The sequence below is a fragment of the Enterobacter sp. 120016 genome (genome assembly GCF_018383635.1).
Taxonomy (GTDB): Bacteria; Pseudomonadota; Gammaproteobacteria; order Enterobacterales; family Enterobacteriaceae; genus Enterobacter; species Enterobacter asburiae_D.
In genome coordinates this window covers 333,423-355,150 of record NZ_JAHAWC010000002.1, presented here as the reverse complement: position 1 = coordinate 355,150, position 21,728 = coordinate 333,423, and the positions used below count along the sequence as shown (strand labels likewise).

At 56.0% G+C, this 21,728-nt stretch carries 20 protein-coding genes; 14 read left to right on the top strand and 6 right to left on the bottom strand.

From position 1 onward, the window contains the following. The first annotated feature begins 142 nt into the window (after positions 1-142). Positions 143-1,324 (top strand): sugar efflux transporter SetB, encoded by a 1,182-nt coding sequence (gene setB / locus KIF87_RS05895; RefSeq protein WP_032658989.1) that lies wholly within the window; start codon positions 143-145, stop codon positions 1,322-1,324. Here setB and KIF87_RS05890 read toward each other — a convergent pair. Further along, the gene (locus KIF87_RS05890; protein ID WP_023312483.1) at positions 1,321-1,575 is read right to left on the bottom strand and encodes a YkgJ family cysteine cluster protein; all 255 of its coding nucleotides are present in this window, start codon (positions 1,573-1,575) and stop codon (positions 1,321-1,323) included. The two genes, setB and KIF87_RS05890, sit on opposite strands and share 4 nt — an antisense overlap. A 164-nt stretch (positions 1,576-1,739) precedes the next feature. On the opposite strand from KIF87_RS05890, the gene yeiP reads away from it, so the two are divergent. Next, positions 1,740-2,312 (top strand): elongation factor P-like protein YeiP, encoded by a 573-nt coding sequence (gene yeiP / locus KIF87_RS05885; protein ID WP_008500940.1) that lies wholly within the window; start codon positions 1,740-1,742, stop codon positions 2,310-2,312. A gap of 116 nt (positions 2,313-2,428) precedes the next feature. On the opposite strand, the gene uxuA is transcribed toward yeiP, so the two are convergent. Further along, entirely contained in the window at positions 2,429-3,619 is a 1,191-nt protein-coding gene (gene uxuA / locus KIF87_RS05880; RefSeq protein ID WP_213328179.1) for a mannonate dehydratase, read from the bottom strand. A gap of 205 nt (positions 3,620-3,824) precedes the next feature. Here uxuA and KIF87_RS05875 point away from each other — a divergent pair, with 205 nt between their 5' ends. The 9 genes from KIF87_RS05875 to yejF all read left to right on the top strand — a co-directional run bounded on the left by KIF87_RS05875 (position 3,825) and on the right by yejF (position 15,418). Beyond that, positions 3,825-5,291 (top strand): mannitol dehydrogenase family protein, encoded by a 1,467-nt coding sequence (locus KIF87_RS05875; RefSeq protein ID WP_213328178.1) that lies wholly within the window; start codon positions 3,825-3,827, stop codon positions 5,289-5,291. 124 nt (positions 5,292-5,415) lie between these two features. Beyond that, a complete protein-coding gene (locus KIF87_RS05870; protein WP_213328177.1) occupies positions 5,416-6,402 on the top strand; it encodes a CobW family GTP-binding protein in 987 nt (328 codons plus the stop codon). 33 nt (positions 6,403-6,435) lie between these two features. Then, the gene (locus KIF87_RS05865) at positions 6,436-7,149 is read left to right on the top strand and encodes a phosphatase PAP2 family protein (protein ID WP_213328176.1); all 714 of its coding nucleotides are present in this window, start codon (positions 6,436-6,438) and stop codon (positions 7,147-7,149) included. Between the two features lie 415 nt (positions 7,150-7,564). Beyond that, positions 7,565-8,134, top strand: coding sequence for a bifunctional murein DD-endopeptidase/murein LD-carboxypeptidase (mepS, locus tag KIF87_RS05860; RefSeq protein WP_008500946.1), 570 nt, complete (start codon positions 7,565-7,567; stop codon positions 8,132-8,134). A gap of 127 nt (positions 8,135-8,261) precedes the next feature. Then, the gene (pdeN, locus tag KIF87_RS05855) at positions 8,262-9,818 is read left to right on the top strand and encodes a cyclic di-3',5'-guanosine monophosphate phosphodiesterase PdeN (RefSeq protein WP_213328175.1); all 1,557 of its coding nucleotides are present in this window, start codon (positions 8,262-8,264) and stop codon (positions 9,816-9,818) included. Positions 9,819-9,892: 74 nt separating this feature from the next. Continuing rightward, on the top strand, positions 9,893-11,698 hold the full coding sequence (locus KIF87_RS05850) for an extracellular solute-binding protein (protein WP_213328174.1): 1,806 nt from the start codon (positions 9,893-9,895) through the stop codon (positions 11,696-11,698). A gap of 9 nt (positions 11,699-11,707) precedes the next feature. Next, on the top strand, positions 11,708-12,802 hold the full coding sequence (locus tag KIF87_RS05845) for a microcin C ABC transporter permease YejB (RefSeq protein ID WP_213328173.1): 1,095 nt from the start codon (positions 11,708-11,710) through the stop codon (positions 12,800-12,802). After that, positions 12,802-13,827, top strand: coding sequence for an ABC transporter permease (locus KIF87_RS05840; RefSeq protein WP_023312492.1), 1,026 nt, complete (start codon positions 12,802-12,804; stop codon positions 13,825-13,827). The genes KIF87_RS05845 and KIF87_RS05840 overlap by 1 nt, the downstream gene beginning before the upstream one ends. Position 13,828: 1 nt before the next feature. Further along, the gene (gene yejF / locus KIF87_RS05835; protein ID WP_213328172.1) at positions 13,829-15,418 is read left to right on the top strand and encodes a microcin C ABC transporter ATP-binding protein YejF; all 1,590 of its coding nucleotides are present in this window, start codon (positions 13,829-13,831) and stop codon (positions 15,416-15,418) included. Between the two features lie 3 nt (positions 15,419-15,421). Here the strand turns inward: yejF and KIF87_RS05830 are convergent, their stop codons facing one another. From KIF87_RS05830 to rsuA, 3 genes are all read right to left on the bottom strand, one after another. Continuing rightward, positions 15,422-15,766 (bottom strand): YejG family protein, encoded by a 345-nt coding sequence (locus KIF87_RS05830; RefSeq protein WP_008500952.1) that lies wholly within the window; start codon positions 15,764-15,766, stop codon positions 15,422-15,424. A gap of 279 nt (positions 15,767-16,045) precedes the next feature. Further along, positions 16,046-17,242: a Bcr/CflA family multidrug efflux MFS transporter gene (locus KIF87_RS05825; protein WP_008500953.1), complete on the bottom strand. Its 1,197-nt coding sequence runs from the start codon at positions 17,240-17,242 to the stop codon at positions 16,046-16,048. Positions 17,243-17,257: 15 nt separating this feature from the next. Further along, complete coding sequence (gene rsuA / locus KIF87_RS05820; RefSeq protein WP_032659004.1) at positions 17,258-17,965, bottom strand: 16S rRNA pseudouridine(516) synthase RsuA; 708 nt, start codon at positions 17,963-17,965, stop codon at positions 17,258-17,260. A 152-nt stretch (positions 17,966-18,117) separates the two neighbouring features. On the opposite strand from rsuA, the gene radD reads away from it, so the two are divergent. Beyond that, positions 18,118-19,878 carry a DNA repair helicase RadD gene (gene radD, locus KIF87_RS05815; RefSeq protein WP_213328171.1) on the top strand — a complete coding sequence of 587 codons (1,761 nt, stop codon included), beginning with the start codon at positions 18,118-18,120 and terminating at the stop codon, positions 19,876-19,878. Positions 19,879-20,003: 125 nt separating this feature from the next. Continuing rightward, complete coding sequence (gene rplY / locus KIF87_RS05810; RefSeq protein WP_029740955.1) at positions 20,004-20,288, top strand: 50S ribosomal protein L25; 285 nt, start codon at positions 20,004-20,006, stop codon at positions 20,286-20,288. A 52-nt stretch (positions 20,289-20,340) separates the two neighbouring features. On the opposite strand, the gene yejK is transcribed toward rplY, so the two are convergent. Further along, entirely contained in the window at positions 20,341-21,348 is a 1,008-nt protein-coding gene (yejK, locus tag KIF87_RS05805; RefSeq protein ID WP_008500957.1) for a nucleoid-associated protein YejK, read from the bottom strand. Between the two features lie 134 nt (positions 21,349-21,482). On the opposite strand from yejK, the gene KIF87_RS05800 reads away from it, so the two are divergent. Continuing rightward, on the top strand, positions 21,483-21,710 hold the full coding sequence (locus KIF87_RS05800; protein ID WP_008500958.1) for a YejL family protein: 228 nt from the start codon (positions 21,483-21,485) through the stop codon (positions 21,708-21,710). Positions 21,711-21,728: the final 18 nt, after the last annotated feature.

Sequence of the window (21,728 nt, the reverse complement as noted above, 5' to 3'; positions counted from 1 at the left end):
GTTTCAGCTAAGTTCAGCCGGATGAGAGATAACTTGAAATGCCATTTTGATTTTTCGTGGGATCATTGACCGCACCCACTGTTTATTTTTTAGCTGACGGCGTAAACTCCGCCTCCTCTCTGCTACTCGCTAATTATAAAACATGCATAACACCCCTGCGGCCGTCTCGCCGAAGCCCTTTGATTTGACCTCCGCGGCATTCCTGGTTGTTGCCTTCTTCACGGGCATTGCCGGTGCGTTACAGACGCCGACATTGAGCTTATTCCTGACAAACGAGGTTCACGTCCGCCCGGCAATGGTCGGCTTCTTTTTTACCGGAAGCGCCATCATCGGCATCCTGGTCAGCCAGTTTCTGGCGGGGCGATCCGACAGAAAAGGCGATCGTAAAAGCCTGATCGTTTTCTGCTGTCTGCTGGGGGTCATGGCCTGCGTTCTGTTTGCCTGGAACCGCAACTATTTCATTCTGCTCTTCGTCGGGGTATTCCTGAGCAGCTTTGGCTCAACGGCGAACCCTCAGCTGTTCGCCCTTGCTCGCGAACACGCGGACCATACCGGACGTGAAGCGGTGATGTTCAGCTCTGTCCTGCGTGCTCAGGTGTCGCTGGCGTGGGTGATTGGCCCGCCGCTGGCCTACGCGCTGGCGATGGGTTTTGGCTTTACGGTGATGTACCTGAGTGCGGCCGTTGCGTTTGTGGCGTGCGGCGCGCTGGTGTGGTTCTTCCTGCCGTCCATGCGCAAAGAGCCAAAAGTGACAACGGGCGTGCTGGAAGCGCCGCGCCGCAACCGCCGCGATGCCCTACTCCTGTTTGTTATCTGTACGCTGATGTGGGGTACCAACAGCCTGTATATCATCAATATGCCGCTGTTTATTATTGATGAACTGCACCTGTCGGAGAAGCTGGCGGGCATCATGATGGGCACCGCGGCCGGGCTTGAGATCCCGACGATGCTCATAGCGGGCTATTACGCAAAGCGCTTCGGAAAGCGTTTTTTAATGCGCATCGCCGCCATCGCCGGTCTGCTGTTCTATATCGGTATGCTGACGGTACATACGCCGGGGCTGTTGCTGGCTTTACAGCTGCTGAACGCCATCTATATTGGCATTCTCGCCGGGATAGGCATGCTCTACTTCCAGGATCTGATGCCGGGTCAGGCAGGCTCTGCCACCACCCTTTATACTAATACCACCCGCGTGGGCTGGATTATCGCGGGCTCAATGGCCGGTGTTGTGGCCGAAATCTGGAACTATCACACGGTGTTCTGGATTGCGCTGGTGATGTGTACGCTGACGATCGGCTGCCTGGCGAGGATTAAAGACGTTTAAGGCGCGGTGAGCGCTTCCAGCTCAAGAAGGTACGTCATCGCCTGCCCTCGCGTGCTGCCACACATTTCGGCAGTGGGCTGAAGCCCGGAGCAGACTTTCGGGCGCAGCGGTGAGCCAAAAATCATGCACAAATTCGTTTCCGAGAGCTGGACGCAGCGGGTATTGGCAGGCTTACCCTCCGGCATTCCTGGAATGGGGCTTGAAATGGACGGTGCAGTACAGCACGCGCCACAATCGGGACGGCAATCCATAAATGCTCTCTTTCGCTGACGATCGCCCGCGCAGTCGGGCATCGCGCGCACAGTAACACCTTTTGCGTATTGATAGCAAAAGCCACGAATTCCTCTTGCCTGAAAGGCCGCGCGCGAGTAATTTGGCGCGATATTTTTTACCTCCCGTAAACAGGATTACTGCAATGCCAAGAGCGAACGAAATTAAGAAAGGTATGGTGCTGAATTACAACGGCAAACTGCTGATTGTGAAAGATATCGACATTCAGGCCCCGAGCGCCCGTGGTGCAGCAACGCTGTACAAAATGCGTTTCGCCGATGTGCGTACCGGCCTGAAGGTGGAAGAGCGCTTTAAAGGTGACGATATCGTCGATACCGTGACCCTGACTCGTCGCTACGTTGATTTCTCCTACATCGACGGCAACGAATACGTGTTCATGGACAAAGAAGATTACACCCCGTACATCTTCACCAAAGATCAGATTGAAGAAGAGCTGCTGTTCATCCCTGAAGGCGGCATGCCTGACATGCAGGTCCTGACCTGGGACGGCGTGCTGCTGGCGCTGGAGCTGCCGCAGACCGTCGATCTGGAAATCGTTGAAACCGCACCAGGTATCAAGGGCGCATCAGCAAGTGCCCGCAACAAACCGGCTACCCTGACGACCGGCCTGGTTGTGCAGGTGCCGGAATACCTCTCCGCTGGCGAGAAAATCCGTATCCATATCGAAGAAAAACGCTATATGGGTCGCGCTGACTGATTGCGGCATTTGCCCGGTGGCGCTACGCTTACCGGGCCTACGAAAAACCGGCCCTGAAGCCGGTTTTTGTGTTTTTGTAGGCCGGGTAAGGCGAAGCCGCCACCCGGCAATTCCGGTTACAGAAGCTCCGGATACTTCGTCATCTTCAGCGCCAGCTCAACGCCGCGCACTTCCGCCATCCCTTTAAGACGACCAATCGCCGAATAGCCCGGGTTGGTTTTCTTACGCAGATCGTCCAGCATCTGGTGGCCGTGATCCGGACGGAACGGAATAGGACGCACATCGCCCGCCTGCTTGCGACGCGCCTCTTCCGCCAGAATGGCGTCTACCACCGCTACCATATTCACATCGCCGCCCAGATGCGCCGCCTCGTGGAAGGTTTTTGGATTCTCTTCGCGGCAGGTCGCGCGCAGATGCGTGAAGTGGATACGATCGCCGAAGGTTTCAATCATCCGCACCAGGTCGTTATCCGCACGCACGCCGTAGGAGCCGGTACACATGGTAAAGCCGTTATAGATGCTGTTTACCGTTTCTTTCAGCCACTGCATATCTTCAAGGGTGGAAACGATACGCGGCAGGCCGAGGATAGGACGCGGTGGATCGTCCGGATGCACGGCGAGGCGTACCCCGACCTCTTCTGCAACCGGCACGATAGCGCGCAGGAAGTGCGCCATGTTTTCACGCAGCTGGTGCTTATCAATATCGCCGTATTCCGCCAGGCGCGCGCGGAACTGATCCAGGGTATACCCCTCTTCAGCCCCCGGCAGGCCAGCAATGATGTTGCGGGTCAGCTTTTCGATGTCCGCGTCACTGGCTGCATTGAACCATTCGAGCGCCTGCTGCTGCTCTTCCGCGGTGTAATCCGCTTCGGCGCCAGGGCGTTTCAGAATGTGCAGTTCGAATGCCGCAAAGGCAATCTGATCGAAACGCAGCGCTTTCGAACCGTCCGGCATCTGGTATTCAAGGTCGGTACGCGTCCAGTCGAGGATGGGCATAAAGTTATAGCAGACCGTATCAATGCCGCAGGTCGCCAGGTTGCGAATGCTCTGCTGATAGTTAGCAATCCAGGTCTGGTACTCCCCTGAATGGGTTTTGATGTCTTCGTGAACCGGGATGCTTTCCACCACAGACCAGGTTAACCCCTTCTCCGCCAGCAGCGCCTGACGCTGTTGAATTTCCTCAACCGGCCATACCTGACCGTTTGGAATATGATGCAGCGCCGTGACGACACCCGTTGCGCCAGCCTGGCGCACATCATCAAGAGAAACCGGATCGTTCGGCCCGTACCAACGCCAGGTTTGTTCCATTGCCTCACCCTCTTAAGTTGTTATACCAATATGTGTTACTGCAATGACGACTACCATACATGTTTGCCGCTAAGGGTCAACATACCGCCACACATTGATTGATCAAACTCACAGAACGGGGATATTTACGGCTCACCAATTTTATTTGCTGTCATATAACTTTACACTGGCATTGTTAATTAATGGTTAATCAGGTGTGTATCTCATGAAGACAATTGCCTCCACCGCCCTTCCAGCCCATATTCAGCAACCTCGCTACGATCGCGCGCAATTACGCTCCCGCATCGTCCATTTTGGCTTTGGCGCGTTCCACCGTGCGCACCAGGCATTGTTAACAAATCGGGTGCTGAATGAAAAAGGCGGCGACTGGGGTATTTGTGAGATTAGCCTCTTCAGCGGCGACGTGCTGATGAGCCAGCTGCGCGCGCAGGACCACCTGTTCACCGTGCTGGAGAAAGGTGCAGAAGGCAATGAGGCGATTATCGTCGGCGCCGTCCATGAATGCCTGAACGCAAAGCTGGACTCCCTGCCCGCCATTATTGAGAAATTTTGCGAGCCGCAGGTCGCTATTGTGTCGCTCACCATCACGGAGAAAGGCTACTGCATCGATCCCGCCACCGGAAAACTCGATCTGCACAACGCCCGGATAATCCACGATCTTGAGAACCCCTCAGCGCCGCATTCCGCCCCCGGGATCCTGGTCGAAGCGCTTCACCGCCGCCGCGAGCGCGGCTTGCCTGCGTTTACCGTGCTTTCCTGCGACAATATCCCTGATAACGGACACGTGGTAAAAAACGCGGTGCTGGGCATGGCGCAAAAGCGTTCCGCGGCGCTATGTGAATGGATAGATAGCCACGTAAGCTTCCCGGGGACGATGGTCGACAGGATTGTTCCCGCCGCGACGGACGCCTCACTGGCGGAAATCACCGACGCGCTCGGCGTTGAAGATCCGTGCGCCATCAGCTGTGAGCCGTTTATTCAGTGGGTGGTGGAAGATAATTTTGTCGCCGGCCGTCCGGAGTGGGAGGTCGCGGGCGTTCAGATGGTGCAGGATGTTCTGCCCTGGGAGCAGATGAAATTACGCATGCTTAACGGCAGCCACTCTTTCCTGGCGTATCTGGGATACCTCGCGGGCTACGCCCATATTAATGAATGCATGGAGGACGCTGCGTTCCGCGAAGCCGCCCGTCGGCTCATGCTGGACGAGCAGGCGCCCACATTACGCATTAAGGATGTCGACCTCACCGCCTACGCCGATAGTCTGCTGGAGCGCTTTGCCAACCCGGCACTTCAGCATCGGACCTGGCAAATCGCGATGGACGGTAGCCAGAAGCTTCCGCAAAGAATGCTGGACGGGATCCGCGTTCATCTTGAGCGAAAAACACCGTGGCCGCTGCTGGCCCTGGGCGTGGCCGGCTGGATACGCTACGTCAGCGGCACCGACGACCGTGGCAACGCGATTGATGTTCGAGATCCCCTCAGCGATAAAATTCGCACGATGGTCAATGCCAGCAGCGACGCCGAGCGCGTTAACACCCTCCTGGGGCTGAGCGAGGTCTTTGGTCACGATCTCGCGCAAAACAGCGCGTTTGTGGAGGCTGTCAGCCAGGCATACCAGCGCATCACCCGCCACGGCGCACGTCAGGCTGTTATCGAAACGTTAAATGTTTAACGATTATTGCGCTTAACGCGAACGGATGCGGCCTCCGTTCGCCCTTCCCCTTCTCACAGGTCACGTTTTTCGCCAGGATAGAGAGAATAGTGTTATAGCATCACCATTCTCATCTGGAGCGCACGTGACCAAAACCAACCTCATCACCGGTTTTCTCGGCAGCGGTAAAACCACCTCAATTCTCCACCTGCTGGCAAATAAAGATCCGGCCGAGAAATGGGCCGTGCTGGTCAATGAATTTGGCGAGGTGGGCATTGACGGCGCGTTGCTGTCATCCAGCGGCGCGATGATTAAAGAGATCCCCGGCGGATGCATGTGCTGCGTCAATGGCCTGCCGATGCAGGTCGGGCTCAATACGCTGCTGCGTCAGGGCAAACCTGACCGCCTGCTGATCGAACCCACCGGGCTGGGTCACCCGAAGCAGATCCTCGATTTACTGACCGCCCCGGTTTACGAGCCGTGGATCGATCTGCGCGCCACCCTGTGCCTGCTCGATCCGCGTCAGCTTCTGGATGACAAGGCGGTGGCCAATGAGAACTTCCGAGATCAGCTCGCCTCGGCTGACGTTATTGTCGCGAATAAAGCAGATCGCGCCACGGCTGAAAGCCAGGCCGCGCTGGACGCGTGGTGGCAACAATTCGGCGGCAATCGCACGCGGGTGGAGACTACCCAGGGGAATATTGATAGCGCCCTGCTTGACCTTCCTCGTCTGAACCTGGCTGAACTTCCGGCCAGTGCGGAACATGCTCACCATCATCCGGTGAAACAGGGTTTAGCTGCCCTCAGCCTGCCAGAACACCAGCGCTGGCGTCGTAACCTGAACAGCGGTCAGGGATATCAGGCCTGCGGGTGGATTTTTGATGCTGAAACCGTTTTCGATACCATCGGGATCCTGGAGTGGGCCAGGCTGGCTCCCGTCGATCGCGTGAAAGGGATCATGCGCACGCCGGACGGGCTGGTGCGGATCAACCGTCAGGGCGAGGATTTCTTTATTGAAACGCAAAATGTGGCGCCGCCTGACAGCCGTATAGAGTTAATTAGTGCGGTTAACGCCGACTGGAATGCCCTCCAGTCCAGCCTGTTGAGGATTCGTTTAAGTTCGGGCGGCTAACGTTGCCCCAGTTTTCACTCTATGCAGAACGTTATGACAACTCGATTTCCCTTGATATTACTGCTTAATGTCGCCGGTCTGGCGCTTTTCTTCTCCTGGTATATCCCGGCGGATCATGGTTTCTGGTTCCCGCTGGATTCTGCCATTTTTCACTTCTTCAACCAGGAGCTGGTGAAGAGCAACGCGTTCCTGTGGCTGGTGGCAATTACCAACAACCGCGCCTTCGACGGCTTCTCGCTGCTGGCCATGGGCTGCCTGATGCTCTCTTTCTGGCTGAAAGAGGATAAAGTCGGGCGTCGGCGGATTCTCATTATCGGTTTGGTGATGCTGCTGTTTGCCGTTGTCATTAACCAGCTGGCAACCGCGATTATTCCGGTTAAGCGTTCAAGCCCAACGCTATTCTTCACCGATATTTATCGCGTCAGCGAACTGCTGCATATTCCAACAAAAGATGCGTCGAAGGACAGTTTCCCCGGCGATCACGGCATGATGCTGCTTATTTTTTCCGCAATTATGCTTCGCTATTTCGGCAGAAAAGCCTTTGCCATAGCCCTGATTATTTTTGTGGTTTTTGCCTTCCCGCGCGTAATGATTGGCGCTCACTGGTTCACCGATATTGCCGTCGGTTCGCTCTCCGTGGCGCTGATTGCGCTGCCGTGGTGTTTAATGACCCCACTGAGCGACAGGATAATAGCGCTGTTCGATCGCTATCTTCCTGGTAAAGCGCAACAACAATTAAACAAATAACTAACCTAAATTAACGTGGGCTATCAGGGATCGACATGATCCCTGATAGCGTTCTCGCCGCGATCTTTCCCCTCTGTCATATTCTCGTCATCATATTCATGATAAAAATGAAGCAATTGCATACTGGCGAAGCGGATCCGTCGCTATTTTGAGCAATTCTATGTTTTTACTTTCTGTATCACATTTTCTTATAAAAAAAAGGCTTTTTTTACTCGCAATACCCCTGGCAATCGGTTAATCTCGAACTCGTTTTGCCCCATAGAGATAATTATTTCGCTGGTGAATAATTTTGTGCGCTGCGCCACAAATGTGACCAGAAAGAATTGTCTCAATGTGAACAGATAATTAGTCTCGTCACGTTTGGCATTTTTATAACGATATTTGTCGTTAAGGACTTCAAGGGATAATAAACAAAATGGTCAAATCTCAACCGTTTCTGAGATATATCTTACGGGGGATCCCGGCGATAGCAGTCGCGGTACTGTTATCTGCATGTAGTACATCGAACACCGCAAAGAATATGCATCCTGAGACGCGTGTTGTGGGAATGGAAGATTCCTCGTCACTGCAAGCCTCTCAGGATGAATTTGAAAATATGGTACGTAATCTGGACGTGAAGTCCCGCATTATGGACCAGTATGCTGACTGGAAAGGCGTGCGCTATCGTCTTGGCGGCAGCACAAAAACAGGTATTGATTGTTCCGGTTTTGTACAGCGTACGTTCCGTGAGCAATTTGGGTTAGATCTTCCGCGTTCAACCTATGAACAGCAGGAGATGGGCAAGTCGATTTCACGTACCAAACTGCGCACCGGTGATTTAGTCCTGTTCCGTGCCGGTTCTACAGGTCGACATGTTGGCATCTACATTGGTAATGACCAGTTTGTACATGCCTCCACCAGCAGCGGTGTGACCATTTCCAGCATGAATGAACCATACTGGAAGAAGCGCTACAACGAAGCGCGCCGCGTACTGACCCGCAGTTGATATGACTATTGTATCGTTGGTTATCCCTTGGCTGACGATATGATGAAAAAAAGCACTGCTTCGGCAGTGTTTTTTTTTGCCCGTTACACTGAATACATCCAGCGGCATTTCAGGAATCACGACGTCTATGTTTACCCGCTACTTCTCCAGCAATCGCAAGATATTAATCCTCAGCATTATCACAGGCCTGATCGCCGCCCTGCTCCTGGGTTCGTTGCAATTTTTCTGGAGCTACCACAAGCGGGAAGTCAAATTCGACACCCTGATCCGCGACGTGAGCATCTATATGGAGAGCTATTTCGATGAGTTAAAAAACGCAGTCGATACCCTCCAGCCGCTCACGTTAAACAGCTGCCACGACGTCAATCAGGAACTCACCTCGCGCGCGGCCTTTAGCATTAACGTTCGCGCATTCCTGCTGGTCAGAGACAAAATGGCGTTCTGTTCTTCTGCCACGGGCCCGATGAATTTCCCGATGGAGGAGCTGATACCCGAGCTGCACATCGATAAGCAGATTGATATGGCATTGCTTCCAGGCACCCCAATGTTGCCCAATAAGCCCGCGATTGCCATCTGGTACCGTAACCCGCTAGTGAAGGACGGCGGCGTGTTTACCTCGGTGAATCTCAATCTGACGCCTTATCTGCTCTACACCGCGCGCCAGGACGAATTTGCCGGCATCGCCATCATTATCGGCGATCATGCGCTGTCAACGCGGTCCAGCACGCTGGTCCTTGCGCATGATCTACATGAAACCCCGGCCCGTACCGCGACGCTGAAAGACGTTCCCCTGACCATAAACCTGTATGCGGACGCATGGACCAGCGATGAAATTCTCTACGCCCTGTTCTTCGGGCTGGTATGCGGCATTTGTGCCGGATCGCTCAACTACTATATCCTCAGCATTCGGCTCAATCCGGGTAAAGAGATTTTAAGCGCCATTAAGCGCGGCCAGTTTTACGTGGTCTATCAGCCCGTCGTCGATGCCAAATCGCTCAAAATGACCGGGCTTGAAGTGCTGATGCGCTGGAAGCACCCGACAATGGGGGAAATTCCGCCGGACGCGTTTATCAACTTTGCCGAAGCGCAGAAGCTGATTGTTCCGCTGACGCTGCATCTCTTTGACCTTATCATTCACGATGCACCCGTGTTACAAACGCTGTTACCCCCGGGTGCCAAGGTGGGCATTAACATTGCGCCGGGGCACCTGCATGCGGAAAGCTTCAAAGACGATATGCGCACCTTCAAAGCGTTACTGCCGCCGGATTACTTCCAGATCGTGCTGGAAATTACCGAGCGCGACATGCTGAATCACCGGGAAGCCAACAGCCTTTTCGAATGGCTGCATAACGAAGGGTTTGAGATAGCCATTGATGATTTTGGCACCGGCCACAGCGCGCTGATTTATCTTGAGCATTTCACCATGGACTACCTCAAAATCGACCGTGGGTTTGTTAATGCGATAGGTACTGAGACGGTGACGTCACCGGTGCTGGATGCCGTGCTGACGCTGGCAAGGCGGCTGAGTATGCTGACCGTCGCCGAAGGGGTGGAAACGCCGGAACAGGCCGCCTGGCTTCGCGAACACGGCGTTAACTACCTGCAGGGATACTGGATTAGCCGCCCGATGCCGCTGGCGCAGTTCCGCGAATGGCGGCCTGATATTTCGCCAGAGGGCGATTAATTTCACATTGCCCGTGACGTCACTTATTATTCAGCTTAACCGAGTCGGTCTGTAAAAGAGGGAGCTGCCGCGAGATGCTTATGCGCTTCATGTTGCTGCTGTTGGCACTAACGAGCCTGTCCAGCCAGGCGCAGGCCATCAAAGAAAATATCGCCTTCGCGGTGATTGGCGAGCCGAAATACGCGGTCAATTTTACGCACTTCGATTACGTTAACCCTGCCGCGCCGAAGGGCGGAAAGGTCACGCTTTCCGCCACGGGGACATTCGACAACTTCAACCGCTTCGCCCTGCGCGGCGTGGCGGCCGCACGGACGGAATCGCTTTACGATACGCTCTTCGTCACGTCTGATGATGAACCCGGCAGCTACTATCCGCTGATTGCCGATAACGTGCGTTACGCCGACAACTTCGCCTGGGCGGAAATCTCGCTGAACCCGCGGGCCCGCTTTCATGACGGTACGCCGGTCAAGGCCAGCGACGTTGCGTTCACCTTCCATAAATTCATGACCGAAGGCGTTCCCCAGTTCCGCATCGTGTATAAAGGCGCGTCGGTCAGAGCCATTGCGCCGCTCACCGTGCGCATCGAGCTGAGCGAACCGAATAAAGAGAATATGCTCAGCCTGTTCTCTCTGCCCGTCATGCCGGAATCGTTCTGGAAAAACCATAAGCTAAGCGACCCGCTCTCCACGCCGCCGCTGGCAGGCGGCCCGTACCGCATCACCGACTGGCGCATGGGGCAGTATGTGGTCTATTCCCGCGTCAAAGACTACTGGGCAGCCAACCTTCCGGTAAACCGCGGGCGCTGGAATTTCGACACCCTTCGCTATGATTACTACCTCGACGATAACGTGGCGTTTGAAGCGTTCAAAGCCGGGGCCTTCGATTTACGCGTTGAGAGCAGCGCCAAAAACTGGGCGACCCGCTATATCGGCAAAAATTTCGCAAAAGGCTATATCGTCAAAGACGAGCACAAAAATGAGTCGGCCCAGGACACCCGCTGGCTGGCGTTTAATATTCAGCGTCCGGTATTTAATGACCGCCGGGTGCGGGAAGCGATATCTCTGGCCTTTGATTTTGAATGGATGAACAAAGCGCTGTTTTACGGGGCTTACAGCCGCGCCAGCAGCTATTTTCAAAATACCGAGTACGCCGCGCGTGATTATCCGAAAGCCGACGAGCTGGTTCTGCTGGCACCGCTGAAGGCGGAGGTTCCGCCGCAGGTGTTCACCACCGTGTTTCAGCCGCCCGCGTCGAACGGGGACGGCTACGACCGCGACAACCTGCTCAAGGCCAGCAAGCTGCTGGATGAAGCGGGCTGGCACCTGAAAAATCAAAAGCGTGTGGATGCCAAAACGGGTAAGCCTCTCAGCTTTGAGCTGCTGCTCTCGTCCGGGGGCAACGATCAGTGGGTGCTGCCGTTTAAGCACAACCTTGAGCGGCTGGGCGTGACCATGAACATTCGCCAGGTCGATAACGCGCAGATCACCAGCCGCATGCGCAGCCGTGATTACGACATGATGCAGCGCCTGTGGCCCGCCCAGCCATGGCCCAGTTCGGACCTGCAAATCTCCTGGGCTTCCAGCTACATCGACTCCTCCTACAATGCGCCGGGGGTAAAAAGCCCGGCGATTGACGCGCTGATTGCGAAAATAGTGGCGGCGCAGGGGGATAAAGAAAAGCTCCTGCCGCTCGGGCGCGCCCTCGACAGGGTCTTAACCTGGAACTACTACATGCTGCCGATGTGGTATATGGGCGAAGACCGCCTGGCGCGCTGGGACAAGTTCTCCGTGCCTGCCGTGCGCCCTGTCTATTCCCTGGGCTTTGATACCTGGTGGTATGACGTTAACAAAGCCGCCAGACTTCCCGCTGAGCGGCGATAAGGAATCATCATGGGTGCCTATCTTATCCGTCGTCTCCTGCTGGTCATCCCCACCCTGTGGGCCATCATCACGATTAACTTTTTTATCGTGCAAATCGCCCCCGGCGGCCCGGTCGATCAGGCGATTGCCGCCATTGAATTTGGCAACCGCGGCGGCATGCCCGGCGGCGGCGGAGAAGGGATGGGCGCGAGCCATGCGCGAACCGGCGTAGGGAATATCAGTGAAAGCCATTATCGCGGCGGACGCGGGCTGGATCCGGAAGTGATCGCCGAGATCACCCACCGCTACGGCTTTGACAAACCGATTCACGAGCGCTATTTCAAAATGCTTTGGGATTACATCCGCTTTGATTTTGGCGATAGCCTGTTTCGCAGTGCCTCAGTGCTAACGTTGATCAAGCAAAGCCTGCCGGTTTCAATCACGCTGGGGCTGTGGGGAACGCTGATTATCTATCTGGTCTCTATACCGCTCGGGATCCGTAAAGCGGTGTATAACGGCAGCCGCTTCGATATCTGGAGCAGCACGTTTATCATCATCGGCTATGCCATTCCGGCGTTTCTGTTTGCCGTCCTGCTGATCGTCTTTTTTGCCGGGGGAAGTTATTTCGACCTCTTCCCGCTGCGGGGGCTGGTCTCCGCCGATTTCAGCTCCCTGCCGTGGTATCAGAAAATCACTGACTATCTCTGGCATATCACGCTGCCGGTGCTGGCCACGGTCATCGGCGGGTTTGCGGCCCTGACCATGTTGACCAAAAACGCTTTTCTCGATGAAATTCGTAAACAGTACGTCGTTACTGCACGCGCCAAGGGCGTAAGCGAGAAGCAGATCATGTGGAAACACGTGTTTCGCAACGCCATGCTGCTGGTGATTGCCGGATTTCCGGCCACGTTCATCGGCATGTTTTTTACCGGCTCGCTGCTGATAGAGGTGATGTTCTCGCTCAACGGCCTGGGGCTGCTGGGCTATGAGGCTACCGTGTCGCGCGATTATCCGGTGATGTTTGGCACACTCTATATTTTCACCCTGATTGGCCTGCTGCTGAATATCATCAGCGATATCAGCTATACGCAGGTCGATCCCCGAATCGATTTTGAGGGCCGCTGATGCCGCGTTTAAGCCCCGTCAACCAGGCCCGCTGGGCCCGCTTTCGCCACAACCGCCGCGGCTACTGGTCGCTGTGGATTTTTGCCGTGCTGTTTGCCTTAAGCATGTGTTCGGAGCTGATCGCCAACGACAAACCGCTGCTGGTGCATTTTAACGACCGCTGGTACGTGCCGGTTATCGCCAACTACAGCGAAAGCGACTTTGGCGGCCCGTTTGCGACCCCGGCGGAGTATCAGGATCCGTGGCTTCGCCAGCAGATTGAGCAGCACGGCTGGGCGCTCTGGGCACCGGTGCGCTTTGGCGCAAACAGCATTAACTTTGCCACCACGACCCCCTTCCCTTCCCCGCCCTCCGCGCAAAACTGGCTGGGAACCGATGCTAACGGCGGCGACGTGCTGGCGCGCATCCTTTATGGCACGCGAATTTCTCTTCTCTTTGGGCTGATGCTGACGATCTTCTCAAGCGTGATGGGCGTCGTGGCGGGTGCCGTTCAGGGCTACTACGGCGGGAAAATTGACCTGTGGGGCCAGCGGGTTATTGAAGTCTGGTCAGGCATGCCAACGCTGTTTCTGATCATCCTGCTTTCCAGCGTGGTGCAGCCTGGCTTCTGGTGGCTGTTAGGCATCACCGTCCTGTTCGGCTGGATGGCGCTGGTGGGCGTGGTGCGGGCGGAGTTTCTGCGCACCCGCAATTTCGACTATATTCGCGCCGCGCAGGCGCTTGGCGTGAGCGACCGCGGGATCATCTTCCGCCATATGCTGCCCAACGCGGTGGTCGCAACGCTCACCTTCCTGCCGTTTATTCTGTGCAGCTCCATCACCACTCTGACCTCGCTGGATTTTCTGGGTTTCGGGCTACCGCTGGGTTCCCCGTCGCTCGGCGAACTGCTGCTGCAGGGCAAAAACAACCTGCAGGCGCCGTGGTTAGGCATCGCCGCCTTTCTTTCCGTGGCCGTGCTGCTTTCACTGCTGATTTTTATTGGCGAAGCCGTGCGCGATGCCTTCGATCCGAACAAGGCGGTATAAAATGACCCAGCCTCTTCTGAGTATTGATAACCTGTCGATTGCTTTTTCAACGCAGGGCGAGACGCGCACCGTGGTCACCGACCTGTCGCTGCAGATCCAGCCCGGGGAAACGCTGGCCCTGGTGGGCGAGTCGGGTTCAGGCAAGAGCGTTTCAGCACTCTCCATCCTGCGGCTGCTGCCTTCTCCGCCGGTGAGCTACCCACAGGGGGATATTCTGTTTCACGGCAGTTCGCTGCTGCATGCCGACGAACATACCCTGCGCGGTATTCGCGGCAACAAAATCGCCATGATCTTCCAGGAGCCCATGGTTTCCCTCAACCCGCTGCACAGCCTGGAGAAACAGCTCTATGAAGTGCTCTCCCTGCACCGGGGGATGCGCAAAGAGGCCGCGCGGGGAGAAATTCTGGACTGTCTGGAACGAACGGGCATACGCAACGCGGCCAAACGGCTGAATGATTTTCCGCACCAGCTCTCCGGCGGTGAACGCCAGCGCGTAATGATTGCCATGGCCCTGCTCACGCGTCCCGAGCTGTTGATTGCCGACGAGCCTACAACGGCGCTGGACGTGACGGTACAGGCGCAAATATTGACGCTGCTGCGGGAACTGCGTGACGAGCTGAACATGAGCCTGCTGTTTATCACGCATAACCTGAGCATTGTGAGAAAGCTGGCCGACAGCGTCGCGGTGATGCAAAACGGACGGTGCGTTGAACAGAATACCGCGTCCACGCTGCTGAGCGCGCCGCAGCACCCCTATACGCAGCGTTTGCTCGACAGCGAACCCTCCGGCGACCCGGTTCCTCTCGCGGCTGACAGCACACCGCTGCTGCGCGTTGAGGATCTGTCCGTCTCGTTCCCGATCCGCAAAGGTATTCTGCGCCGCATTGTCGATCGGAACCCGGTGCTGAAAAACATCCGCTTCTCGCTGCGCCCGGGAGAATCCCTGGGGCTGGTGGGCGAATCCGGTTCAGGCAAAAGCACCACCGGTCTGGCGCTGCTGCGCTTAATTGCCTCTGAGGGCAAGATCCTCTTCGACGATATGCCGCTGCACCGCTGGAACCGTCGTCAGATGCTGCCCGTGCGGCCCCGCATGCAGGTGGTATTTCAGGATCCCAACTCCTCGCTTAACCCACGGCTCAGCGTGTTACAGATTATCGAAGAGGGTCTGCGCGTGCATCAGCCCGGCCTGAGCGCTCAGCAGCGAGAGCAGGACGTTATGCGGGTGATGGCCGAAGTGGGCTTAGACGCCGGGACCCGCCACCGCTATCCGGCTGAATTCTCCGGCGGACAGCGCCAGCGTATCGCCATTGCTCGCGCGCTGATCCTGAAACCGGAGCTGATTATTCTGGATGAACCGACGTCGTCGCTGGACAGAACCGTTCAGGCGCAGATCCTGGCCCTGCTGAAAGGGCTGCAGGAAAAGCACCAGCTGGCCTATATCTTTATCAGCCACGATCTACAGGTGGTGCGGGCGCTATGCCATCAGGTGATTGTGTTGCGACAGGGAGAAGTGGTCGAGCAGGGTGAGTGCCAGCGCGTATTTAGCGCGCCAACGCAGCGCTACACGCGCCAGCTGTTGTCGGCAGACTAGCGGTCAGAACGGGTACTGGCCGGAGAAAGGCTCTGCGATGGCAACGCCAAAATTCTTCAGACGGCAGGTGGCGGCAAACTCGTCCTGGCTTTTCACAAACAGGCACGGCTCACCTTCACACTCCAGTACGGAGCTGTCCACTTCGATATCCGTCAGGGCCTGACTGAGACGCTCCATCACCCGCCACGCATTTTCGTCGCTCGGGCTCAGCAGCTTGAGCGCGACCAGGCAGTTTTCGCAGCCCGCGACGTTTTGCGGAATCGGTTCAACTTTCGAACCTGCAAAACCCGCCGACCAGCGATAGCTCTGGGGCAAGCGATGGACAATGGAGAGTTGTAATGTATTCACGTTCGTTCCCCGGAAGCAAAATTTACTTCACAATTTATTTACATTTATAGTAACACATCATCGCCAGCCTGCACTATTCAGCGCTTTTTTATCCGTTTCCAGGCTCGCGTCGGCGCTATATGTACCCGTTTCTGCGATCTAACTCAACCTTTTTGAATACAATGATGTGACTTTTTACACAAATAGATTTTACATAAAATAAACAAACACGGAATAAACGAACGGGGGTTTGGTTGATATGCATCAACAAAAAAGGCCCTGGCGGGCCTTCTCTGTGTTTTAGTGGGCCGCTTTTCGCGGTCGACTGGCGTAAAGATAGAAGAGTATCGAGCTGGTTGCGCAAAACGCCATCGCCCACAGCATGGGCCATGCCGTCGTAAAGGTAGCCATCGAAAGCAACGCGCCAACGATAGCGCCGATGCCGAAGCGGAACGTCCCCGCCAGCGACGATGCGGTGCCCGCCATATGCGGAAACTCATCCAGGATCACCGCCATCGCATTAGATGACACCATCGACACGCAGCCGACAAAGGCCGCCACGCCGACCACCAGCGCCCAGAAGCCCACGCCCAGAAACGCGCTCACCACCAGCCAGATAGCCATCACAAACTGGATCCACAGCCCGGCGCGGAACATGTTCAGCGCCCCCACCCGCCGGACAAAACGGCTGTTGATGATGGTCATGATGAACAGGAAGACGATGTTGAGCGCAAAGTAATAGCCGAAGTGCTGCGGCGAAACGTGGTTCAGCTCGATGTAAACAAACGGCCCGGCGCTCAAGAAGGAGAACATCCCGGCGAAGCTGAACCCGCTTGCCAGCATATAGCTGAGCACGCGCTTGTGGCGAAACAGCGAGGCAAAGTTGCCGATTGTGGTTCGGATGTGGAATTTCTGACGGCGCTCGACGGGGAGCGTTTCATCAATAAAGAAGAAAATCATCGCGGAGGCCAGCAGCGCGGCCAGGGCCAGGATCCAGAAAATCACATGCCAGCTAAACCACACCAGCACCGCACCACCGGCCATGGGTGCCACCAGCGGCGCAATCGTCGTCACCAGCATCACGAACGACATCATGCGGGAGAACTCTTCCTTCGGGTAGATATCGCGCATCAGGGCGTTAATCACCACGCTTGCCGCTGCTGCCGCCAGACCGTGGAAGAAGCGCATGATAATCAGATGATCGATGGTCTGCGCCAGCGCACAGGCAACCGCTGCGGCCGCAAAGACCAGCGTCCCGCCCAGAATGACGGGCTTGCGTCCAAGGCTGTCCGCCATCGGGCCATAAAACAGCTGGCCGAGGGCAAAGCCGAGAATATAGGTGCTGAGCGTCATCTGCGCGCTGCCCGCCGGGACGCCAAACTGTGCAGAAATTACCGGCAGCGCAGGCAGGTACATATCAATAGACAGCGGCATCAGCATGGCCAGCAGGCCAAGAATGAAGACGATTTTGAACGACGAGTGTGGCCTGGTGGTCACAGAGCTCTCCTGAAATTAGTGCGAAGGCAGACCGACGCTGGCGATCTCTTCTTCCGTTAACGGGCGATATTCGCCTGGCGCCAGGTCGGGATCGAGTTCAATCGCACCAATCCGCTCACGATGCAGGCCAACAACGCGGTTCCCCACGGCGGCAAACATACGTTTCACCTGGTGGTAACGTCCTTCGCTGATGGTCAGACGGACTTCGGTCGGCGTGATTACCTCAAGCACGGCGGGTTTGGTCAGATCTTTTTCATTATGCAGCTGAACGCCTTTCGTGAATTGCTCTGCCGTGTCATCGGACACCGGCGACTCCAGCGTGACCAGATAGGTTTTCTCGCAGTGGTGACGCGGGGAAGTAATGCGATGCGACCACTGCCCGTCGTCGGTCATCAGCACTAGACCCGTGGTGTCGATGTCGAGACGGCCTGCGGCGTGCAGCTTGTGCGCCACCGGTTCATCGAGGAAATAGAGCACCGTCGGGTGATCCGGATCGTCCGTTGAGCAGACGTAGCCTTCCGGCTTATTGAGCATGAAGTAGCGCGGACCGTGCTGCTGGGTCAGCGGATTGCCGTCATACTCCACCTGATGCTCAGGCTGAAGTTTGAAAGCGGTGTCTCTCACAATGTCGCCATCCACGGTAACGCGGCTGGCGCGAATTTCGCGCCCGGCAATAGCGCGGCTTACGCCGAGTTGCTGAGCGATAAACTTATCAAGTCGCATGAAATCTTTTTAGCCTTAATGATGCTGGAAGTCGGACTACGGGTCCGAAAAAAGAAGCAGTCTGGAACGGTTCAGTATAATGGTCTGGTTGCGCCACTCAAGGGAAAAAGTTTCGTGGCATACTATGTGCGGAATAACGAAACCGAGACCCTATGACTTTTACACTTCGTCCCTATCAGCAGGAAGCCGTTGACGCCACCCTCGCCTGGTTCCGTAAACATCGCGAGCCGGCGGCGATTGTGCTCCCGACCGGCGCAGGCAAAAGCCTTGTCATCGCCGAACTGGCGCGTCTGGCACGCGGTCGCGTGCTGGTGCTAGCGCACGTCAAAGAGCTCGTCGCGCAAAACCACGCCAAGTATTGTGCGCTTGGGCTGGAAGCCGATATTTTCGCCGCTGGGCTGAAGCGCAAAGAGAGCCACGGTAAAGTGGTCTTTGGCAGCGTGCAGTCGGTGGCGCGCAATCTGGACCTGTTTCGCAACGAATTTTCGCTGCTGATTGTCGACGAATGTCATCGCATCAGCGATGACGACGACAGCCAGTATCAGCAAATCCTGGCCCACCTGAAAGCGGTGAATCCTCACCTGCGCCTGCTGGGCCTGACGGCGACCCCGTTTCGTCTGGGGAAAGGCTGGATCTATCGCTACCATTATCACGGCATGGTGCGCGGCGATGACAAGGCCCTGTTTAGCGACTGCATTTACGAACTTCCGCTGCGCTACATGATTAAACATGGCTACCTGACGCCGCCTGAACGGCTGGATATGCCGGTGGTGCAGTACGATTTCAGCCGTCTGCAGGCGCAGAGCAACGGTTTATTCAGCGAAGCGGATCTCAACCAGGAGCTGAAAAAGCAGAAGCGTATTACGCCGCATATCATCAGCCAGATAGAGGAGTTCGCCGCGACGCGCAAAGGGGTGATGATCTTTGCCGCCACCGTTGAGCACGCGCGAGAAATCACCGGGTTACTGCCCTCCGGCGACGCGGCGTTAATCACCGGCGAGACGCCCGGCCCGGAGCGCGACAGCCTGATTGACGCGTTTAAGGCCCAGCGGTTCCGCTATCTGGTTAACGTGTCGGTATTGACTACCGGCTTTGACGCCCCGCACGTCGACCTGATCGCCATTCTGCGCCCGACCGAATCGGTCAGTCTGTATCAGCAAATTGTTGGCCGCGGCCTGCGTCTGGCCCCGGGAAAAACAGACTGCCTGATTCTGGATTATGCCGGTAACCCGCACGATCTCTATACGCCTGAAGTCGGCGCGCCAAAAGGGAAAAGCGATAACGTGCCCGTGCAGGTCTTTTGCCCAGCCTGCGGGTTTGCCAACACCTTCTGGGGAAAAACCACCGCCGACGGTACGCTGATCGAACACTTTGGCCGCCGCTGTCAGGGCTGGTTTGAAGATGATGACGGGCATCGCGAGCAGTGCGATTTCCGTTTCCGCTTTAAAAACTGCCCGCAGTGCAACGCCGAAAACGACATTGCCGCGCGCCGCTGCCGAGAATGCGACACGGTGCTGGTTGACCCGGACGACATGCTGAAAGCGGCGCTCAAGCTGAAAGATGCCCTGGTGCTGCGCTGTTCCGGCATGGCACTGCAGCCCGGCGCCGATGAAAAAGGTGAGTGGTTAAAAATCACCTATTACGACGAAGACGGCGCGGACGTCAGCGAGCGCTTCCGGGTCCAGACGCCTGCTCAGCGAATGGCCTTCGAACAGCTGTTTATCCGCCCGCATACCCGAACGCCGGGCGTCCCCCTGCGCTGGATAAACGTGGCCGATATCGTGCGCCAGCAGGTGTTATTGCGCCATCCGGATTTTGTCGTCGCCCGTAAGAAAGGCCAGTTCTGGCAGGTGCGCGAAAAACTCTTTGACTACGAAGGTCGCTTCCGCCGTGCCAACGAATTGCGCGGTTAGCGGGACTTTTCATTGATGTGAGGGGCATTTGAGTATAAAATGCCGCCCGCTTCACATCCGTGAGGCAGAACACTCACCTGCTGCTGGGTCGCCTGTAGCAGGGTTTTAAATACAGAGAGAAATCAATGTTCACTATCGAAGCAGAAGTACGTAACGTGCAGGGTAAGGGTGCGAGCCGCCGCCTGCGTAACGCTAACAAGTTCCCGGCTATCGTTTACGGTGGCGAAGCTGCTCCAGTTGCAATCGAACTGGATCACGACAAACTGTGGAACCTGCAGACCAAAGCTGAATTCTACAGCGAAGTTCTGACCATCGTTGTTGGCGGTAAAGAAGAAAAAGTGAAAGTTCAGGCTGTTCAGCGTCACCCGTTCAAGCCAAAACTGTCTCACATCGACTTCGTTCGCGCGTAATCGCAAACACGTCGAAAAAAAACCCCGCTTCTGCGGGGTTTTTTTATGGCTGTTATTTCCCGCCCGAGGTGCGGCGCTGGAGCTGATCGCGCAGGTTCGGCGGCGTGCCTTTAATGGTCAGCGTATCGGTGGCCGGATCCCAGAAGATCCGTTCACCCAGCAACATCGCGTCAAAGTTGATGGTTAACCCGCCGCCGCTGCCGGCAAACTTGGTTAACTGACGCAGCGTACTGCGATCCGCCGGGAAGCTCTCTTCAAGCTCATAGCCTTTCTCCGCGGTGAATTCCTGGAAGCTGACTTCGCTGACGCCGGCCAGCTCTTTTGACAGGGACTCCAGCTCGATCTCCTCCCCTGCCTGCAGCTGTTCGTTGCAGTAGCTGTAAACCTGCTGACGCACGGTCTGGCGCTCAGATTTATCGAGCTGCGCTTCTGCTGTGAAGTCGTCAACCGCCTGGAGCAGACCTTTGTTCTGCGCTTTGGCGTTGAGACCTTCGCTGGCACCGAGGAAATCCATAAAGAAATCTGCCACTTTGCGGCCCACGCGCCCCTTCAGGAATGTCAGGTAGCGGGTCGACTCCGGATTGGTTTCCCATTCGGTCAAATCAATGCGCGCCACGATATCCGCATGGTTGATATCCAGATAATGCGTTGAGCTGATGTCCAGCTGCTCGTTCACGCGCATGCTGCTTAAGTTATTCAGCACGGTAACCAGCAGATACTCTACCGCCAGATAGCGGTAGTGGCAGAACAGCACGATCCCGCCGTCGGCGAACGGATATTTCGCCAGCTCGTCGCGCAGACGCCCGGTTGCGGCGCGGCTAAACGCCAGAAAATCCTCTTCGCCCTGACGCTGCAGGCGCAGGCTATCAGCCAGTTCACTCTCTTCGCTGAACAGGCCATAGGCTTTATTTTTGGCGCTGTAGACGCGATGCAGCTCTGCCATCATCTCCACAACGGTCGCCGTGGGTTCCAGTAACGAATCGCGCAGCACCACTTCAAGGGTTTGCTCATCACGCTTGATAAGCTGGTGCAAGGCAATCTGGTTGATTTCCAGACTCATGATAAACTCTCCTTTTAGACCGGGCGGTATTCAACCACCACCAGGACATGTGTGCAACAACAGATAAAAAAGGGGAAAAAAAGCTGTTGCTACGGTAATATGTTGCCCTTTCATCAACAAACTGATTTTGATTTATGCCACAACATTCCCGCTACAGTGATGAACACGTTGAACAACTGCTCAGTGAGCTGGTCAACGTACTGGAAAAACATAAAACGCCGACCGATCTCTCCCTGATGGTTTTGGGAAATATGGTCACCAACCTGATTAACACCAGCGTTGCTCCGGCTCAGCGTCAGGCGATCGCAAAATCGTTCGCCCAGGCTTTACAGTCGTCCGTCAGCAACGACCCGGCCCATTAAGGGATACGAACAACAGTT

Coding starts and splice junctions, on each gene's coding strand:
- setB (WP_032658989.1), top strand. CDS start 143: ATGCATAACACCCCTGCGGCCGTCTCGCCGAAGCCCTTTGATTTGACC.
- KIF87_RS05890 (WP_023312483.1), bottom strand. CDS start 1,575: ATGGATTGCCGTCCCGATTGTGGCGCGTGCTGTACTGCACCGTCCATT.
- yeiP (WP_008500940.1), top strand. CDS start 1,740: ATGCCAAGAGCGAACGAAATTAAGAAAGGTATGGTGCTGAATTACAAC.
- uxuA (WP_213328179.1), bottom strand. CDS start 3,619: ATGGAACAAACCTGGCGTTGGTACGGGCCGAACGATCCGGTTTCTCTT.
- KIF87_RS05875 (WP_213328178.1), top strand. CDS start 3,825: ATGAAGACAATTGCCTCCACCGCCCTTCCAGCCCATATTCAGCAACCT.
- KIF87_RS05865 (WP_213328176.1), top strand. CDS start 6,436: ATGACAACTCGATTTCCCTTGATATTACTGCTTAATGTCGCCGGTCTG.
- mepS (WP_008500946.1), top strand. CDS start 7,565: ATGGTCAAATCTCAACCGTTTCTGAGATATATCTTACGGGGGATCCCG.
- pdeN (WP_213328175.1), top strand. CDS start 8,262: ATGTTTACCCGCTACTTCTCCAGCAATCGCAAGATATTAATCCTCAGC.
- KIF87_RS05850 (WP_213328174.1), top strand. CDS start 9,893: ATGCTTATGCGCTTCATGTTGCTGCTGTTGGCACTAACGAGCCTGTCC.
- KIF87_RS05845 (WP_213328173.1), top strand. CDS start 11,708: ATGGGTGCCTATCTTATCCGTCGTCTCCTGCTGGTCATCCCCACCCTG.
- KIF87_RS05840 (WP_023312492.1), top strand. CDS start 12,802: ATGCCGCGTTTAAGCCCCGTCAACCAGGCCCGCTGGGCCCGCTTTCGC.
- yejF (WP_213328172.1), top strand. CDS start 13,829: ATGACCCAGCCTCTTCTGAGTATTGATAACCTGTCGATTGCTTTTTCA.
- rsuA (WP_032659004.1), bottom strand. CDS start 17,965: ATGCGACTTGATAAGTTTATCGCTCAGCAACTCGGCGTAAGCCGCGCT.
- radD (WP_213328171.1), top strand. CDS start 18,118: ATGACTTTTACACTTCGTCCCTATCAGCAGGAAGCCGTTGACGCCACC.
- rplY (WP_029740955.1), top strand. CDS start 20,004: ATGTTCACTATCGAAGCAGAAGTACGTAACGTGCAGGGTAAGGGTGCG.
- yejK (WP_008500957.1), bottom strand. CDS start 21,348: ATGAGTCTGGAAATCAACCAGATTGCCTTGCACCAGCTTATCAAGCGT.
- KIF87_RS05800 (WP_008500958.1), top strand. CDS start 21,483: ATGCCACAACATTCCCGCTACAGTGATGAACACGTTGAACAACTGCTC.